This window comes from Azospirillaceae bacterium (genome assembly GCA_028283825.1).
GTDB lineage: Bacteria > Pseudomonadota > Alphaproteobacteria > Azospirillales > Azospirillaceae > Nitrospirillum.
In genome coordinates, this window is the sequence record JAPWJW010000002.1 from 43,977 (window position 1) to 60,176 (window position 16,200).

Consider the following 16,200-nt stretch of genomic DNA (forward strand, 5'->3'; position numbering starts at 1 on the left):
GCGCTCCCCCGGGAGAGGGCCAGGCTTACGCTACTTCCCCTGGTTACCGCCGATGACGACGGTGGGTATCCAGCCGCGTCCGCGCGAGGGCACCTTCGCGGCATCGGTTTCCCGCAGGCGCACGGCGGGCGCACCATCCCCCGCGCGATCCAGATCGACAATTTCTCGCAATCTGCGAGCCAAAATGGGATCGCCGGCGGCATCCAGTTCATCGGCCGCGCGTTCCAATTTCTGGCGGATTTCCTCGGCATCGTAATAGGTAATGTCGTCCATGGCGGCACCCGTGCGTAGGCTGTACACATGCCGTTAACGCAAACTCCGTGCCGCTTGGGCCCTATCCGGATGGCAGGCCCCACGCCCACCCCAAGCGAAGGTCGCGCGCCGTTGGCGGACGTGGTAGGCAGGGCGTATTCAGGTTGGTATCCCAATCGCTTGGGACCGCATCCCTTCATCCCCCGCCAGGAAGCCCGTTCCCCCATGTCTCCCGTACTGGTCACCGGCAGTGCCGGGTTCATCGGCAACCATGTGGCGCTGGCCCTGTTGCGCCGGGGCGTGCCGGTCGTGGGGCTGGACAATCTGAACGACTATTACGACGTGGGGCTGAAGCGGGCGCGGCTGGCCCGCCTGGCGGAATTCCCGTCGTTCACCGAGGCGCGCATCGACCTGGCCGACCGCGACGCGGTGGCCGCCCTGTTCCGCGACCACGGCTTCGGCCAGGTGGTGCATCTGGGCGCCCAGGCCGGCGTGCGCTATAGCATGGAGGCGCCGGCGGCCTATGTGGACAGCAATCTGGTCGGTTTCGCCAATGTGCTGGAGGGATGCCGCGGCAGTGCGGCCGCCCATCTGATCTTCGCCTCCACCAGTTCGGTCTACGGCGCCAGCACGGCCCTGCCGTTCAGCCCGCACAAGGGTGCCGACCACCCGACGACGCTGTACGCCGCCACCAAACGCGCCAACGAACTGATGGCCCATTCCTACAGCCATCTGTTCGGCCTTCCGGTGACGGGCCTGCGCCTGTTCACGGTCTAACGGCCCCTGGGGCCGGCCGGACATGGCCCTGTTCAAGTTCGCGCAGGCCATCGTCGACGGCCGCCCCATCGAAGTCTATGGCGAGGGGCGCATGCAGCGCGACTTCACCTATATCGACGACGTGGTCGCGGCCATCCTGGGCCTGCTGGACCGGCCGCCCGCCCGTGACCCCGCCTGGTCGGGCGACAGCCCGGACCCCGCCAGCAGCGGTGTGGCCCCCTACCGCATCTTCAACGTCGGCAGCGACCGCCCGGTGGAACTGATGCGGTACGTCCGCCTGCTGGAGGAAAAACTGGGCCAGCCGGCCGACATCCGCCTGCTGCCCATCCAGCCGGGCGAACTGCCGGCCACCTGGGCCGACATCGACGACCTGGCCGACGCCATCGGCTACGCCCCCCAGACCCCGGTGGAGGAAGGCGTGGGGCGGTTCGTGGAGTGGTTCCGGGAATACCGGGCGGTCTGAACCACCCCCATCACACCGGCTGCGCCACCATGCGCCGCCAGGCCAGGTAGGACAGCACGGTCCACAGCCGGCTGGCGTGATCGTGCCGGCCGTCCAGATGTTCCTGCCACAGCCGGTGGGCCACCGGCGCCTGGATCAGGAGGTCGTTGGCGGCCCCGTCCAGCAAATCCTGGCCCCAGTCGCGCAAGGGGCCGGCCAACCAGTTGCCCAGGGGGGCGCCGAAGCCGTTCTTGGGCGCCATGACCGTGCCGGCCGGCAGGTGGTCGGCCAGCAGGCGGCGCAGCACCCACTTGCCCCGGCCGTCGCGCACCCGCTGCTTTTCCGGCAGGCGCAGCCCCCATTCCACCACGCGGGGGTCCAGCAGCGGCGCCCGCGCCTCCAGCCCCGCCGCCATGCTGGCGCGGTCCACCTTGACCAGAACGCCGTCGGGCAGATAGCGGGACAGATCGCGCATCTGCAGGCGCAAGGCCGGGTCCGCGCCCTTGGGCAGGGCCACAGGCGCGGCGGTTTCCAGCATCATGCCGGAATGGAGGATATCGTCCGCCCGCATGCCCAGCATGGCGACATAGGCGTGATCCTCGTCCGAGGCGGCCACCGCGCCCAGGAACTTGCCCACCTTGTCGGTCGGCTGCCGCAACTCCGGCCGCAACAGGTGGACGGCGCCATCGACCCAAGCGTCGGGCACGGCATCGACCGCGGCGGCCAGCCCCTGGCGCAGCCAGATGGGGTGCCGGCGCCAGCGGTCGATGGAACCCGCCCACAAATGGCGGGAATAGCCGGCGAAGGCCTCATCCCCGCCGTCGCCCGACAGCGCCACGGTGACGCCGCCCTGGCGGCGGGCCAGGCGGCACAGCAGGGCGGTGGGGATGGCCGAGACATCGGCGAAGGGCTCGTCATACATGCCGGCCAGGGTGGGCACGATGTCCAGCACGTCCGCCTGGGTGATGCGCAGGGTGGTATGGTCGGTGCCCAGCGCCCGCGCCGTGGCCTCGGCCGCCGCCGACTCGTCGAAGGCCGCCTCATCGAAGCCGATGGTGAAGCTGCGCACCGGCGCCGTGCTGTGCGCCTGCATCAGGGCGGCGACCAGGGCGCTGTCGATGCCGCCCGACAGGAACACGCCCAGCGGCACATCCGACACCATGCGCCGGCGCACCGCGTCGGACAGCAGGTCGCGCGACAGGCGCAGGATTTCCTCATCCCCCAGCATCAGGCGGTTGGCCATGGCCCGGCGGCCGGCGTCGGCCACCGACCAGTAGGCGCGGGTCTGCGAACTGCCGTCGGCCTCCACCGTCATCATGGTGCCGGGCGGCAACTGGTGGATGCCGGTGAAGGCGGTGCGCGGCGCCGGAATGAAGCCGTGGCGGAAATAGTCGGCCAGCGCCGCCTCGTCCGGGGCGGCGTGATACCCCAGTTCGGCCCGCACCGCCTTCAGTTCTGAGGCGAACAGCAGGGCGCCGTTGGCCGTGGCCCAATAGAGCGGCTTTTCCCCCAGCCGGTCGCGCACCAGCACCAGCCGGCGCTGTTCGGCCAGCCAGACGGCCAGGCCGAACATGCCGTTGCAGGCGGCCAGCGCACGGTCCATGCCCCAGCGGGATATCGCCTCCACCAGTACCTCGGTATCGGACTGGCCCCGGAAGGTCACGCCCTCGGTCGTCAGCTGCTGGCGCAAATCCTGGTAATTGTAGATCTCGCCATTGAAGGCGACGGTGACCCGGCCGTCGGTCGAGGTCATGGGCTGATGGCCCAGGGGCGACAGGTCGATGATGGCGAGGCGGCGGTTGGCCAGGGCCACGCCGGCGCGGTCGTCCTGCCATACCCCCCGGTCGTCGGGGCCGCGATGGGCCAGGCGATCGATCATCAGGCCCGCCTGCCGCGCCAATCGCGTGCCGTCCGCGCCCCCGAATACCCAAAGCCCCGCAATGCCGCACATGGTTCCGCCCTGTTATTCCAGGTCCCGCCAGGAATACAGGGCGGAGCCCCGCCGATGCCAGCGAATTGCGCTACCAGGCGGTGTGAAATATCGTCCACCTGCACACCAGGACGGGTTTACGACCGCCCCCGGGCGGGTATCCGGAAATGGTGCCATGCGGCATTGGGCCTTCCGGGGCCGGGAACCTTCCTGCGACAAAGGCGGCGCAGTTTGGCTTTCAGGACCCCCGGCATGCCCAGCGACACGCCCGCGGCCATTTCCCCGGCCCCACAGCCGGCCAGCGACGGCATCCCCTTCCTGGAGGTAGGCACGGCGGCCTATCGCCGGGTGACGGCGGTGCTGTTCGTGGCCGGTTTCTCCACCTTCGCCACGTTGTACTGCGTGCAGCCGCTGCTGCCGGACTTCGCCCGCGCCTACGCCATCACCCCGCCCATGGCCAGCCTGTCGCTGTCCGTCACCACGGCGGCGCTGGCCTTCGCCCTGCTGCTGGCCGGGGCCCTGTCCGACCGCTCGGGGCGCAAGGGGGTGATGGTGGCCTCATTGGCGCTGTCGGGCGGGCTGGGCCTGGCCAGCGCATGCGCACCCACCTGGACCCTGTTCCTGGTGCTGCGCGCCCTGGCGGGCCTGGCGCTGGGCGGCCTGCCGGCCGTGGCCATGGCCTATGTCTCGGAAGAGGTGAACCCGAAATCCGCCGGGCTGACCATGGGGCTGTATATCGGCGGCACGGCCATGGGCGGCATGGGTGGGCGCATCCTGACGGTGCTGATCACCGATTTCTCCAACTGGCGGGTGGCGGTGGGCCTGGTGGGTGCCGTCGGCATCGCCGGCGCCATCACCGTGGCCGTCGCCCTGCCGCCGTCGCGCCATTTCCACCAGCGCGAGGGCGGATTCCTGGCCGGCCTCATCGAGGCCTGGCGCCTGCATTTGTCGGACGGCGGCCTGCTGGCCCTGTTCGCCACCGGTTTCCTGGCCATGGGCGCCTTCGTCACCGTGTTCAACTATGTGGGATTCCGCCTGCAGGCCCCGCCCTTGAGCCTGCCGCCCGCCACCGTGGCCGTGCTGTTCCTGGTCTACATCTTCGGCATCGTCAGTTCCCCCCTGTTCGGCGGGCTGACGGGGCGGTTCGGCACCGGCCGGGTGCTGGTGGCCTCCAGCGTCCTGATGGCGGCCGGTCTGGCGATCATGGACATCACCCGGCTGGACACCCTGGCCGTCGGCCTGGGCCTGTTCACCTTCGCCTTCTTCGGCGTGCATTCGGTGGCGTCGGGCTGGATCGGCCAGCGCGCGAAGCAGCATCGCGGCCAGGCGTCGTCCCTGTACCTGTTCGCCTATTACATGGGCTCCACCCTGGCCGGTACCACCGGCGGCTATTTCTGGCATGAGTGGGAATGGACCGGCATCACCCTGTTCGTGGGCACCCTGCTGGCGGCCCTGGTCCTGAACGCCGTGGGCCTGGCCATGCGGCGCGCCCAATAGAACATATTATCTGTGTTATTTATGTAATATTACAAGTTGACTTGCGTATATGACGTCGCCAATAATGGCATCCGACAGTAATTTCCTGTGCTATGAGGATGCCATGGCCGCCAGCCCCGCCGACAGCCGGCCGGAAGACGATTCGTTCCCCGTCCCCGACGACGTGACGCCGGAGGTCGCGGCCCTGCTGCGTGAACTGGGCGCGCCCAATTACCGCGACGTGCCGCTGGACAGCCTGCGCAACGGCTACGTGACCAGCCGCCGGCCGCTGGCGCCGGAGGCGCCGGGCATCGCCTCGGTCATGGACCAGATCATCGGCGGGCCGGCCGGGCCGTTGCGGGTGCGCGTCTACCGCGCCAATTTCGGCTGGCGGCCGGTGCCCGCCCTGCTGTTCCTGCACGGCGGCGGCTGGACCATCGGCAACCTGGAAAGCCATGACATCCTGTGCCGCCAGTTGGCCGCGGCATCGGGCCACACCATCGTGGCGGTGGATTACCGCCTGGCGCCGGAACACCCCTACCCCGCCGCCTTGGACGATTCCTGGGCGGCGCTGACCTGGCTGGCCGACAATGCCGAGCGCCTGGCCATCGACCCGCTGGCCATCGGCGTGGCGGGCGACAGCGCCGGCGCCAACCTGGCGGCCGTGCTGGCCCTCAAGGCGCGGGACGCCGGCGGGCCGCACCTGAAGACCCAGGTGCTGATCTATCCCTGCACCGACCTGAACGCCGACCGCCCGTCCCACCAGCGCCGCGCCAACGGCTATCTGATGAGCCGGGAGCAATACCTCTGGTACGTCGACAACTACGCCGCCGGCGCCGACCGCAACGACTGGCGCCTGTCGCCCCTGCTGGCCGACAGCCTGGCGGGATTGCCGCCCGCCGTGGTCCTGACCGCCGGACTGGACATCTTGCGGGATGAGGGGCGCGACTACGCCGCCCGCCTGGCCGGGGCCGGCGTGCCGGTGCTGCACACCGTCTATCCCGACATGGTGCACGGCTTCATCACCCTGGGCGGCCGCCTGCCCCAGGCGCAGAAGGCCGTCGCCGATATCGCCAAGGGCCTGGCATCGTTCGACATTTACAATTTCATCGACGGTGCGGGCATCTGATACCCTCGGTCCCCGGAATGAAGGGGACCAAGGAATTATGGCGACCAAGGGAACACCGGCGGTGCGCATGGTGGAGGCGGCGGGCCTGGCCTACCGCCTGCTGGAATATGATTACGACCCCAACGCCGCCGCCATCGGCCTGGCGGCGGCGGAGGCCCTGGGCTTGGACCCCGCCCTGGTCTACAAGACCCTGGTGTGCCAGTTGGAGGGCGGGCCCGGCGGCCTGGTCTGCGCCATCATCCCCGCCGGCGCGCGGCTGGACCTGAAGGCCATGGCCGCCAGCGCCAAGGCCAAGAAGGCCGACCTGGCGCCGCAGGCCGCCGCCGAACGCAGCAGCGGTTATGTCGTGGGCGGGATCAGCCCGCTGGGCCAGCGCCGCTGGCTGCCCACCTTCCTGGACCGCTCCGCCGAGGCGCATGCCGAGATCATCGTCAACGGCGGCCGGCGCGGCCTGCAACTGGCCCTGGCGCCCGCCGACTTGGTGAAGGCGGCGGATGCCGTATGGGCGGATATTATCGTCTGATACGCACGGCATTTGAACGGTTACGTTCAAATGCCGCCGCTCAGGCGCCGGGCGCCGGCATCCGCCGGCTTGGCTTCCTCGCATTTCAGTCCGCCTGCGGCTCCCCAAAATGCTGCGGCGGCCCCCCTTGGGGCCTACAGCGGCACGAGTCAGAATCGTGCCGCTGGTATGAGCGCCACCGCCAGCCGGTCCAGCACCGCCGCGTCCGGCGCCAGGCCGAACCGCAGCCAGCCCGCCCCCTCCGCATGCTCCGGGAACGGCCGAGTCCAGATGCCGGCCCGAGCCAGGTGGCGCCATAGGGCCGGGCCGTCGCCGCAGTCCACCAACCGGTAGAGCGCCGTGCCGCCGACGATGCGCAGGCCGCCGGCCCTCAGCACGCCATCCAGGGCATCGGCGGCAGCGGCCAGGCGGCGGCGGGTGGCCGCCTGCCAATCCAGGTCGGCCAGCGCCGATGCGGCCACGGCCAGTGCCGGGCCGCTGACGGCCCAAGACCCCAGCTGGACGCGCAGGGCCGCCAGCACCGTATCCGGCCCCAGGGCGAAACCCAGGCGCAGGCCGCCCAGGCCGAAGAACTTGCCGAAGGAGCGCAGCACGACCAGCCCCGGCCGGCCGGCGTGGCCCGCCAGGCTGCGCGCCGGGTCCAGGTCGGCGTAAGCCTCATCCACCACCAGCCAGCCGCCGCGCGCCGCCAGGCGGTCGGCCGCGGCCAGCAGGTCGTCGGGCGCCCAGGTGCGGCCGTCCGGGTTGTTGGGATTGCACAGCACCACCACGTCGGCATCTTCCGGGGCGCTTACCGCCCGCACGCGATGGCCGGCAGCATCCCAGGCACGGGCATGGTCGCCATAGGTGGGGCTGACGATGGCGACATCGCCGACGGGGCGCAGACGGGGCAGCATCTGGATCAGCAGTTCAGTGCCGGGGGCCGCCACCAGGCTGTCCGGTCCCGGCGCGCCATAGGCCACCGTGGCGGCGGCCAGCGCCGCATCCAGGGCGCCGCGCGTGGGCAGGGCCGTCCAGGCGGCATCCGGGATGGGGGGCAGCGGATAGGGCCAGGGGTTGATGCCGGTGCTGAGGTCCACCCAGGGGCCGGGCGCATCCGGGAACAGGCGCGCCGCCTGGGTCAGGTCGCCGCCATGGCGGATGGTACCGTCATGGGCGTGGTTCATGGTAAATCCCCCCAGCCATGATCGATCTGTCCCCCCTTTGCCCCGCCCTGCCCTGGCTGGCCCTGGCCGCCCTGGCGCTGGAGGCCGTGCTGGGCTATCCCGACGCCCTGTACGCCCGCATCCGCCACCCGGTGGTGTGGATCGGCGCCCTGATCGGCCGGCTGGACCGGGCCTGGAACGGCGACGCCCGCCCCTTCGCCACGCGCAAGGCCATGGGTGTTCTGGCGGAAATCGTGCTGGTGGCCACGGCGCTGGCCGTGGGCGTCGTGCTGCAAGGAATGCTGGCCCGGCTGGGCGGATTCTGGGGCACCCTGGCCACCGGCCTGCTGGCCAGCAGCCTGCTGGCCCAGCGCAGCCTGCACCGCTTCGTCGCCGCCGTGCCCCGGGCCCTGCGGGCGCGCGGGCTGGAGGGCGGGCGCGAGGCGGTGTCCCATATCGTCGGCCGCAACCCGGCCAGCCTGGACGCGGCCGGCGTGGCCCGCGCCGCCATCGAAAGCCTGGCGGAGAATTTCAGCGACGGCGTGGTGGCGCCGGCCTTCTGGCTGGCGGTGGGCGGCCTGCCCGGCCTGCTGGCCTACAAGGCCATCAACACCGCCGACAGCATGGTGGGCCACCGCACGCCTAAACATGAGGCTTACGGCTGGGCGGCGGCGCGGCTGGACGATCTGGTGAACCTGCCGGCCTCGCGCCTGACCGCCCTGCTGCTGGTCCTGGCCGCGTGGACACGGGGTGGTACCGGCACGCGGGCGGCGTGGGCCGCCGTGCGCCGCGATGCCGGCCACCACCGCAGCCCCAACGCCGGCTGGCCGGAGGCCGCCATGGCGGGCGCCCTGGGCCTGCGCCTGGCGGGCCCACGCACCTATGGCGCGGTGCGGGTGGACGACCATTGGATGGGCGATGGCCGGGCCGAGGCCACCGCCGGCGACATCGACCGGGCGCTGGACCTCTACCGCCGCAGCCTGGCCCTGCTGTGGGGCCTGGCGCTGCTGGCCGCGTGGCTGATGTAGCGCGCACCCGGAGCGCAGCGACAAGGATGCGACCGCATCCGCCGGAGATTTCAGGGGAGCGTCAGCGGACTGGAGATCGAGGATAAGCCAAGCCGGCGGATGCCGGCGCCCGGCAACTGAGGGAACACTCATCGCTTGACCAATACCTCGGCCAGGGGCCGACGGTGTTCCCATTGCGCCCGTTCCAGTTCCGGCACGTCGTCCGGCTCGGCGGGATAACCGATGCACAGATAGCCGACCAGGCGCCAGGCGGCCGGCACGTCCAGCACGGCGTTCATCATCTCGGGCCGCAGGATGGACACCCAGCCCAGGCCCACCCCTTCCGCCCGCGCCGCCAGCCACAGGGTCTGGATGGCGGCGACCGCCGAATAGGCCAGGGTTTCCGGCATGGTGCGGCGGCCCAGGCCGGCGCCTTGCGCCGGATCGGGATCGACGAACACCGCCAGGTGGCAGGGCGCCTCACGCAAACCCGCCAGCTTCAGGCTGGCGTACAGGCCGGCGCGGTCGGCGGACTGGCTGGCCAGCGCCTCGGCATTGCAGCGTTCGAATTCATCGCGCACGGCCTCACGGCGGGCGGGATCCTCCACCTGGACGAAGCGCCACGGCTGGCTGAGGCCCACAGAGGGCGCCAGGCAGGCCAGATCCAGCAGGCGTTCCAGCAGGCCATCGGGCAGCGGATCGGTACGGAAACGCCGCACGTCGCGCCGCCACACCAGCAGGTCGCGGAAATGATGGCGGAAGTCGGCGTCGAAATCGGGCGTCTCATGTTTCATCGGCTGATGGCCCATAGCGCGTCCAGATCCAGATGGCGTTCAGCGGCCTCCGCCAGCTCATCCAGCGCCGCGTCCACCGTGCCGTCATAGCTGTCCAGGGCGGAAGACGCCCCCCAGCGCGCCAGCCAGGCCGCCCGTTGGGCGTCGTGGCCGAACAGGCCATGGACATAGGTGCCGGCGATGCGGCCGTCCAGGCTGACGGCGCCCTCATCCCCGCCCCCGTCCAGATGCAGCAGGGGCCGTGCGCGATCGGGGCCCTGGGTCACACCCAGATGCATCTCATATCCCGTCAGCGCGGCCCCGGTGCGCGTGTCCCGCCCGGTGACGGCGCGTAGGGTCTTGGCCGGCGCCAGCACCGTTTCCACGTCCAGGTAGCCCAGGCCGGCGGCCGTGCCCGGCGGCCCCTCGATCCCGTCCGGGTCGGCCACCGTGCGACCCAGCATCTGATAGCCGCCGCACAGGCCCAGCACCCAACCGCCGCGCCGCACATGGCCGGCCAAGTCGATATCCCAGCCCTGGGCGCGGAAGAAGGCCAAGTCGGCCAGGGTGGCCTTGGACCCCGGCAGGATGACGCCGTGGGCATCCCCCGGTAGGGGACGGCCAGGCGGCACCATTTCCACCGTCACGCCCGGTTCCAGGCGCAGGGGGTCCAGGTCGTCGAAATTGGCGATGCGCGACAGCATGGGCACGGCGATGCGCAACGCCCCGCCGCCTGCGGCCCGCGCCCACCGCGCCAGATCCATGCCGTCCTCGGCCGGCAGCCGGCTTGCCGCCTTCTGGTGCGGCAGCACACCGAAACAGGGCCAATGGGTGCGGGCTTCGATCTCCGTCACCCCCTTGTCGAACAGGCGGGCATCGCCGCGGAACTTGTTGATCAGGAAGCCCCGGATCTGGGCCCGATCCTCCGCATCCAGCACCTGGTGGGTGCCCACCAGGCTGGCGATCACGCCGCCCCGGTCGATGTCGCCGGCCAGCACCACCGGCACCCCGGCCGCCCGCGCGAAGCCCATGTTGGCGATGTCGCCGGCGCGCAGGTTGGTTTCCGCCGGGCTGCCCGCCCCCTCCACCACCACCAGGTCGCATTGGGCGCGCAGCCGGTCGAAGCTTTCCAGCACGGCGGGCAGCAATTCGCCCTTGCGCCGCTGATAGGCGGCGGCCTCCGCATTGCCCAGCACCCGGCCGCGCAGCACCAGTTGCGCGCCCACGTCGGTCTGCGGCTTCAGCAGCACGGGGTTCATGTCCACGGATGGCGCCACGCCGCAGGCCCGTGCCTGCAGCGCCTGGGCCCGTCCGATCTCCCCCCCATCCGGGGTCACGGCGGCGTTGTTGGACATGTTCTGCGGCTTGAACGGGCGCACCGCCAGGCCGCGCCGGACATAGGCCCGCGCCAGCGCCGCCACGATCAGCGACTTGCCCACGTCCGAGCCTGTGCCCTGGATCATCAGGGCGCGGGCGGGCCTGTTGCCACCGTCCATCAGAAGTCGATCCCGCGCTGCGCCTTGATACCGGCCTGGAAGGGGTGCTTCACCGCCTGGAACTCCGTCACCAGGTCGGCGGCCTCGATCAGTTCCGGCTTGGCGTTGCGCCCCGTCAGCAGGACGTGCAGGTCGGGCCGGCGGGCATTGACCCCGGCCAGCACCTCGGCCACGTCCAGATAACCGTAGCGCAGCACGATGTTGATCTCATCCAGCACCACCAGATGGTATTGCGGGTCGGCCATCATGGTGCGGGCCAGGTCCCAGGCGCGGGTCGCGGCGGCGACATCGCGGTCGCGGTCCTGGGTGTCCCAGGTGAAGCCCTCACCCATCACATGGTGGTCGATCAGGTCGGAAAAGCGCTTCAGCGCCGGCTGTTCCCCCGTCGCCCAGTTGCCCTTGACGAACTGGATGAAGCCGACGCGCAGGCCGTAGCCCGCCGTGCGGATCATCATGCCCAGCGCCGCCGTGGTCTTGCCCTTGCCGGGGCCGGTGTGGACCATCAGCAGGCCTTTCTCCCCCGTCGCCTGGGCCACGCGCGCGTCCTGCACCGCCTTGCGCTTCTGCATCTTCTCGCGATGGCGGGCGGCGTCATCATCAGGCGGCGGGGTCTCAGGTTCGACAGTCATCACGCGTTCTCCTCACCGTTCCTTATTTCACCTTCAGGGGCAGGCCCGCCACCGTCAGGAACACTTGGCCCGCATTGGCCGCCAGGCGCTGGTGCAGCCGGCCGGCATGGTCGCGGAAGGCGCGGGCCAGGGCGTTGTCCGGCACGATGCCCAAACCCACCTCATTGCCCACCAGCACCACCGGGCCGGACCGGGCGGCCAACGCCGCCTCCAGCCCCGCCAGGGCGGCCGGCACATCGTTTTCAGCCAACATGACGTTGGTCAGCCACAGGGTCAGGCAATCGACCAGCACGGGGCCCGGCGGGGCGTCCGCGATGGCGCCGGCCAGATCCAACGGCGCCTCCACCGTCGTCCAGCCGGGGGCGCGGTCGGCCTGGTGCTGGCGGATGCGGTCGCGCATCTCGTCGTCCCAGGCCTGGGCGGTGGCGATATAGGTCCAGGGCCCGGGCAGCGCCGTCACCAACCCTTCGGCGAAGCGGCTTTTGCCTGAGCGGGCGCCCCCCAGCACCAGGGTCACGCCCGGCACGGCGCCATGGCTATACGCCGTCATGGTTCATCTCCACCCGTCTGCCCCGTCATCGAATATCGCGTGATAGCGCCATTATCGGGTTCTCTCAGAATCATTTCCGGATGGCCGTACAAGAAACCGCATGCCCGCCCATGGGATGCTCGACCCCAACCGGGATAAGGACCTGCCCCCATGAGCCTGATCGACACGCGGCACGACCAGATTTTCCCCGTCCTGACCGCCGCCCAGGTGGCGGTGGCCCGGCGCTTCGCCGAGGGACCGCCCCGCAGCTTCGCGGGCGGTGAGGAGATGGCCGCCATCGGCCAGGTGGGCGCCCCGTCCTTCCTGGTGCTGAGCGGCCAGGCGGTCATCTACCGCCGTGACGGCGCCGGCGCCAAGGGCACCGTCACCACCCACGGGCCCGGGGAGATCACCGGCGATGTCAGCCAGCTGGGCGGCCGCGGCGCCCTGGTGGAGGTGCGGGCCGGTGATGAAGGATGCGAGGCGGTGTGTTTCGACGCCGCCCACCTGCGTGCCCTGATCATCGGGTCGGCGGAGATCGGCGAGGCGGTGATGCGCGCCTTCATCCTGCGCCGCATGTCCCTGCTGGCCGACGGTGGTGCCGGATCGGTGCTGCTGGGCCGGCCCACCGATCCCGCCCTGGTGCGCATCGAGGGTTTCCTGACCCGCAACGGCCAGCCCTATTCCGTGCATGACCTGCACGACCCGGAAGCCGAGGGCCTGGTCCAGCGCCTGGGCCTGGCGACGGAGCACCTGCCCCTGGTGCTGTGCCCCGGGGGTGCGGTGCTGAAGGCGCCGTCGGACGTGGAATTGGCCGCCGGCCTGGGCCTGATGCCGGCCCTGGACCCGGCCGAACTGTTCGACGTCGCCATCGTCGGTGCCGGCCCCGCCGGCCTGGCCGCCGCGGTCTATGCCGCGTCGGAGGCGTTGAGCGTGCTGGTGCTGGACGGCCAGGGTTATGGCGGGCAGGCTGGCGCCTCGGCCCGTATCGAGAATTACCTGGGTTTCCCCACCGGCATTTCCGGCCACGCGCTGGCGGGCCGCGCCTTCAACCAGGCGCAGAAGTTCGGTGCCCGCATCGCCACCCCCCTGGCCGTGCGCACGGTGGATTGCAGCGGTCGGGACCAGCATCCGCCCAAGCCTTTCGTCCTGACCCTGACCGACGGCCGCACGGTTCGGGCCCGATCGGTGGTGATCGCCGCCGGCGCCCGCTACCGCCGGCTGGACGTGCCCGAACTGCCGACGTTCGAGGGTGCGGGTGTGGCCTACTGGGCCTCGCCGGTGGAGGCCAGGCTGTGCGCGGGTGAGGAGGTGGCGCTGGTGGGGGCGGGCAATTCCGCCGGCCAGGCCATCGTCTTCCTGGCGCCGCGCGTCCGCCACCTGCACGTCTTCGCCCGCGGTGCCGGGCTGGAGGCGACCATGTCCCACTATTTGATCGACCGCATCAACGCCCTGCCCAATGTCACCCTGCACTTCCATACGGAGGTGACGACCCTGTCGGGCGACGCCGGCAGCGGCCTGCAAGGCATGGAAACCCGCGACCGTTCGACCGGGGAGACCAAATCCTGGGACATGCGCCACCTGTTCCTGCTGATCGGCGCCGACCCCAACACCGGTTGGCTGGACGGCTGTCCGGTGGCGCTGGACGCGCACGGATACGTGCGGACGGGGGAGGCGTGGGACTCCCCGACCTGGACGGCGCTGGGCCGCGCGCCCTTGACGCTGGAGACCAGCGTGCCCGGCATCTTCGCCATCGGCGACATCCGTGCCGGCTCCGCCAAGCGCGTGGCCGCCGCCGTGGGCGACGGCGCCCAGGTGGTGGCATCCCTGCACCGCGTGCTGGCACCCACCTGAAGAGGACCGTTCCCCATGGACAATGCCTGCCGCCATCTTTCCTCCGTCCTCACCGTGACGCCCAGCGCGCGGGGCTGTGAGGAATGCCTGAAGATCGGGTCCGAGTGGGTGCATTTGCGCCTGTGCCGAACCTGCGGCCATGTCGGATGCTGTGATGAATCCCCGCACCGCCATGCCACCCGCCATTTCCACGCCACCCGGCACCCGATCATGGAAGGGTACGACCCGCCCGAGGGCTGGGGCTGGTGTTATGTCGACGAGATCATGGTCGATCTGCCCGACACCACGCCCCAGGACGGGCCCATCCCCAGCTTTATCGACTCCGCCTTTTAGAACTTGGCGCTCAAGCCCCCGTAGTAGGAGCGGCCGGGCGTGTTGTAGCCCAGCACCTCCTGGTACCGGCGGTCGGTCAGGTTCTCCACCCGGCCGAACAGGGTCAGGCCCCACCACGGCAAATCCTGGCTGGCGCGCAGGCCCAGCACGGCGTAGCCCCGCGTCTGGGCGGTGCTGTAGCTGCTGTCCAGCTGGTCGGCCACGGCGCGCACATCGGCACCCACCTTGGTGCCGGCCGCCCAAATCCACATCCGCCGAGACGTTGGCGGTGTGGCGCGGCCGGCGGGGCAGGACCAGGCCGGTCGTCTCATCCCGGCTGTCCAGGTAGGTGTAGCTGGCGGCCAGGGTCAGCGCCGCCACCGGCTTCACCGTCACCGCCAGTTCCGCCCCCTGCGTCATCGCCTTGGCCACGTTGGCGTAGGCGTCGGTGAAGGCGATCAGGTTGCGGAAATCGTTGTGGAACAGATCGCCGTCCACCACCAGCCGGCCACCCAGCACCGTGAGGGTGGCGCCGATATCCGCGCCCTCGCTGGTTTCCACCTTCAGTGACCGGTTGCCGTAATAGGGATCCAGCAGCTGGAACAGGCTGGGCGCCTTGGCCCCGGTGCCAAAGCTGGCGCGCAGGCGCAGGGCCTCATTCGCCACCCACGACGCCGCCAGGCGATAGGTGCCGTGGCTGCCGAACAGGGTGTTGCCGTCCACCCGGCCACCGGCCGTCAGGTACACACCCCCGCCCACGTCGGCCTGGTATTGCACGAAACCGCCGTCGGTGCGCATGGAACTGGCGGGACCGGCGCTGGTGAAATCACCCACCGTGGTGCTGGTGGCCACATCCTCCGTCTTCGTGCCGGCCCCGAAGGTCAGGGTGTCGTCCCGGCGCAGACCCAGGCTGGACTGGTAGTCCAGCGCCCAGCGGCCGCCATCGTAGGAGGAATAGCGGTAATAGCCGTCGGGCTCATCATAGCCGCGCCAGGTGCGCGCCCCGCTGAGCGCCAGGGTCTGGGTCCAGCGCAGGCTGGGGATGGTGTAGTCGACCGCCACGCGCCCGTGCAGGTCGCGCCGTTGCAGGGTGGCGGGCGACGGGTCGTAGGCGCCGTTGAGGTAGCTCCACCCGCCCGTGGCCTCGATGGCCAGGTCATCGCTGAGCTGGGCGCGGACGTGGCCGTCCAGGGTGCGGCCCAGGGTGGCGTCGTCGCCGGTGGACGTGGCTTGCCGGGGAAAGCCGTCGCTGCGGATTTCCGAGGCGTTCAGCGCCCCTTCCACATTGGTGCCGCCATAGGCCACGCCGGCCTGGGCCCGCTGGGTGCCATAGCTGCCACCCTCCACCAGCGCCGTGCCGCTGAGGCCCGGCTGGGGCCGCTGGGTGGTGATGGAGATGACGCCGCTCATGGCGTCGTTGCCGTAGAGCGCGCTCTGCGGCCCGCGCAGCACCTCGATCCGTTCGATACCGGTGGTGGTCAGGCCGGCGAAGTCGAAGGAATTGTCGGTGCTGGCGGGGTCGTTCACCTCCACCCCGTCGACCAGCACCTTGACCTCGCCCGGGTCGCCGCCGCGCAGGCGCACCAGGGATGTGGCACCAAAGCCGCCGGCGCGGCTGATGGCAACGCCGGGCACCCGGGCCAGGGCGTCCAGCACCTGCACCGTTTGCAGGCGTTCCAGGGTGGGCTGGTCGATCACCGTGACGCTGCTGCCCACGGCGTAGGCCGGGGTAGGCGTGCGGGTGGCGGAGACGACGACGTCGTTCAGGCCATCGGTGCCATCATCATCATCGGCGAAGGCGACGGCCGGCAGCATGAAAATGGCGATCCCCGCCAACAGCGCGGGCCAGAGTGGGACTGGAAATGGGCTTGGCATGGTTCGGGTCCCCCGTTTGCCAAATGCGGACGAATCGGGGACCAAGGCGCG

The 16,200-nt window shown here is 70.7% G+C and carries 14 protein-coding genes and 2 pseudogenes; 8 read left to right on the forward strand and 8 right to left on the reverse strand.

Annotated features, from left to right (window positions below; translation table 11 throughout):
- Window positions 1-30: 30 nt before the first annotated feature.
- Window positions 31-273: a hypothetical protein gene (locus PW843_09060; GenBank protein ID MDE1146756.1), complete on the reverse strand. Its 243-nt coding sequence runs from the start codon at window positions 271-273 to the stop codon at window positions 31-33.
- Between the two features lie 204 nt (window positions 274-477).
- Between PW843_09060 and PW843_09065 the strand changes: the two are divergent.
- Window positions 478-1,492: pseudogene (locus PW843_09065) on the forward strand (NAD-dependent epimerase).
- A gap of 10 nt (window positions 1,493-1,502) precedes the next feature.
- Here the strand turns inward: PW843_09065 and asnB are convergent.
- Window positions 1,503-3,422 carry an asparagine synthase (glutamine-hydrolyzing) gene (asnB, locus tag PW843_09070; protein MDE1146757.1) on the reverse strand — a complete coding sequence of 640 codons (1,920 nt, stop codon included), beginning with the start codon at window positions 3,420-3,422 and terminating at the stop codon, window positions 1,503-1,505.
- Between the two features lie 231 nt (window positions 3,423-3,653).
- Between asnB and PW843_09075 the strand changes: the two genes are divergently transcribed.
- The 3 genes from PW843_09075 (at window position 3,654) to ybaK (ending at window position 6,529) form a co-directional block, all read left to right on the forward strand.
- Complete coding sequence (locus tag PW843_09075) at window positions 3,654-4,898, forward strand: MFS transporter (GenBank protein MDE1146758.1); 1,245 nt, start codon at window positions 3,654-3,656, stop codon at window positions 4,896-4,898.
- A gap of 64 nt (window positions 4,899-4,962) precedes the next feature.
- Complete coding sequence (locus tag PW843_09080) at window positions 4,963-6,006, forward strand: alpha/beta hydrolase (protein ID MDE1146759.1); 1,044 nt, start codon at window positions 4,963-4,965, stop codon at window positions 6,004-6,006.
- 37 nt (window positions 6,007-6,043) lie between these two features.
- Window positions 6,044-6,529, forward strand: coding sequence for a Cys-tRNA(Pro) deacylase (gene ybaK / locus PW843_09085; GenBank protein ID MDE1146760.1), 486 nt, complete (start codon window positions 6,044-6,046; stop codon window positions 6,527-6,529).
- A 149-nt stretch (window positions 6,530-6,678) separates the two neighbouring features.
- On the opposite strand, the gene cobD is transcribed toward ybaK, so the two are convergent.
- The gene (cobD, locus tag PW843_09090) at window positions 6,679-7,695 is read right to left on the reverse strand and encodes a threonine-phosphate decarboxylase CobD (GenBank protein ID MDE1146761.1); all 1,017 of its coding nucleotides are present in this window, start codon (window positions 7,693-7,695) and stop codon (window positions 6,679-6,681) included.
- A 17-nt stretch (window positions 7,696-7,712) separates the two neighbouring features.
- On the opposite strand from cobD, the gene cbiB reads away from it, so the two are divergent.
- Window positions 7,713-8,702: an adenosylcobinamide-phosphate synthase CbiB gene (cbiB, locus tag PW843_09095; GenBank protein ID MDE1146762.1), complete on the forward strand. Its 990-nt coding sequence runs from the start codon at window positions 7,713-7,715 to the stop codon at window positions 8,700-8,702.
- A 128-nt stretch (window positions 8,703-8,830) separates the two neighbouring features.
- Here the strand turns inward: cbiB and bluB are convergent, their stop codons facing one another.
- From bluB to cobU, 4 genes are read right to left on the reverse strand one after another with little or no spacing between them, the layout of a single operon-like run.
- Window positions 8,831-9,475, reverse strand: a complete 645-nt coding sequence (bluB, locus tag PW843_09100) for a 5,6-dimethylbenzimidazole synthase (GenBank protein MDE1146763.1) — start codon at window positions 9,473-9,475, stop codon at window positions 8,831-8,833.
- Window positions 9,472-10,950: a cobyric acid synthase gene (locus tag PW843_09105; GenBank protein ID MDE1146764.1), complete on the reverse strand. Its 1,479-nt coding sequence runs from the start codon at window positions 10,948-10,950 to the stop codon at window positions 9,472-9,474. Before PW843_09105 ends, bluB begins: the two co-directional genes overlap by 4 nt.
- On the reverse strand, window positions 10,950-11,579 hold the full coding sequence (cobO, locus tag PW843_09110) for a cob(I)yrinic acid a,c-diamide adenosyltransferase (GenBank protein ID MDE1146765.1): 630 nt from the start codon (window positions 11,577-11,579) through the stop codon (window positions 10,950-10,952). The genes PW843_09105 and cobO overlap by 1 nt, the downstream gene beginning before the upstream one ends.
- 22 nt (window positions 11,580-11,601) lie before the next feature.
- Window positions 11,602-12,129, reverse strand: a complete 528-nt coding sequence (cobU, locus tag PW843_09115; protein ID MDE1146766.1) for a bifunctional adenosylcobinamide kinase/adenosylcobinamide-phosphate guanylyltransferase — start codon at window positions 12,127-12,129, stop codon at window positions 11,602-11,604.
- A gap of 150 nt (window positions 12,130-12,279) precedes the next feature.
- On the opposite strand from cobU, the gene PW843_09120 reads away from it, so the two are divergent.
- Both PW843_09120 and PW843_09125 read left to right on the forward strand, forming a co-directional pair.
- Window positions 12,280-13,962 carry an FAD-dependent oxidoreductase gene (locus PW843_09120; protein ID MDE1146767.1) on the forward strand — a complete coding sequence of 561 codons (1,683 nt, stop codon included), beginning with the start codon at window positions 12,280-12,282 and terminating at the stop codon, window positions 13,960-13,962.
- Window positions 13,963-13,977: 15 nt separating this feature from the next.
- On the forward strand, window positions 13,978-14,295 hold the full coding sequence (locus PW843_09125) for a UBP-type zinc finger domain-containing protein (GenBank protein ID MDE1146768.1): 318 nt from the start codon (window positions 13,978-13,980) through the stop codon (window positions 14,293-14,295).
- Here the strand turns inward: PW843_09125 and PW843_09130 are convergent.
- Window positions 14,292-14,621: pseudogene (locus PW843_09130) on the reverse strand (TonB-dependent receptor). The gene PW843_09125 and the pseudogene PW843_09130 sit on opposite strands and share 4 nt — an antisense overlap.
- Window positions 14,622-15,064: 443 nt before the next feature.
- Here PW843_09130 and PW843_09135 point away from each other — a divergent pair.
- Window positions 15,065-15,196: a hypothetical protein gene (locus tag PW843_09135; protein ID MDE1146769.1), complete on the forward strand. Its 132-nt coding sequence runs from the start codon at window positions 15,065-15,067 to the stop codon at window positions 15,194-15,196.
- Window positions 15,197-16,200 lie beyond the last annotated feature (1,004 nt).

Bases quoted from the DNA above. Each gene is read 5' to 3' on its own strand.
- PW843_09060 (MDE1146756.1), bottom strand. From the start codon at position 273: ATGGACGACATTACCTATTACGATGCCGAGGAAATCCGCCAGAAATTG.
- asnB (MDE1146757.1), bottom strand. From the start codon at position 3,422: ATGTGCGGCATTGCGGGGCTTTGGGTATTCGGGGGCGCGGACGGCACG.
- PW843_09075 (MDE1146758.1), top strand. From the start codon at position 3,654: ATGCCCAGCGACACGCCCGCGGCCATTTCCCCGGCCCCACAGCCGGCC.
- PW843_09080 (MDE1146759.1), top strand. From the start codon at position 4,963: ATGGCATCCGACAGTAATTTCCTGTGCTATGAGGATGCCATGGCCGCC.
- ybaK (MDE1146760.1), top strand. From the start codon at position 6,044: ATGGCGACCAAGGGAACACCGGCGGTGCGCATGGTGGAGGCGGCGGGC.
- cobD (MDE1146761.1), bottom strand. From the start codon at position 7,695: ATGAACCACGCCCATGACGGTACCATCCGCCATGGCGGCGACCTGACC.
- cbiB (MDE1146762.1), top strand. From the start codon at position 7,713: ATGATCGATCTGTCCCCCCTTTGCCCCGCCCTGCCCTGGCTGGCCCTG.
- bluB (MDE1146763.1), bottom strand. From the start codon at position 9,475: ATGAAACATGAGACGCCCGATTTCGACGCCGACTTCCGCCATCATTTC.
- PW843_09105 (MDE1146764.1), bottom strand. From the start codon at position 10,950: ATGGACGGTGGCAACAGGCCCGCCCGCGCCCTGATGATCCAGGGCACA.
- cobO (MDE1146765.1), bottom strand. From the start codon at position 11,579: ATGACTGTCGAACCTGAGACCCCGCCGCCTGATGATGACGCCGCCCGC.
- cobU (MDE1146766.1), bottom strand. From the start codon at position 12,129: ATGACGGCGTATAGCCATGGCGCCGTGCCGGGCGTGACCCTGGTGCTG.
- PW843_09120 (MDE1146767.1), top strand. From the start codon at position 12,280: ATGAGCCTGATCGACACGCGGCACGACCAGATTTTCCCCGTCCTGACC.
- PW843_09125 (MDE1146768.1), top strand. From the start codon at position 13,978: ATGGACAATGCCTGCCGCCATCTTTCCTCCGTCCTCACCGTGACGCCC.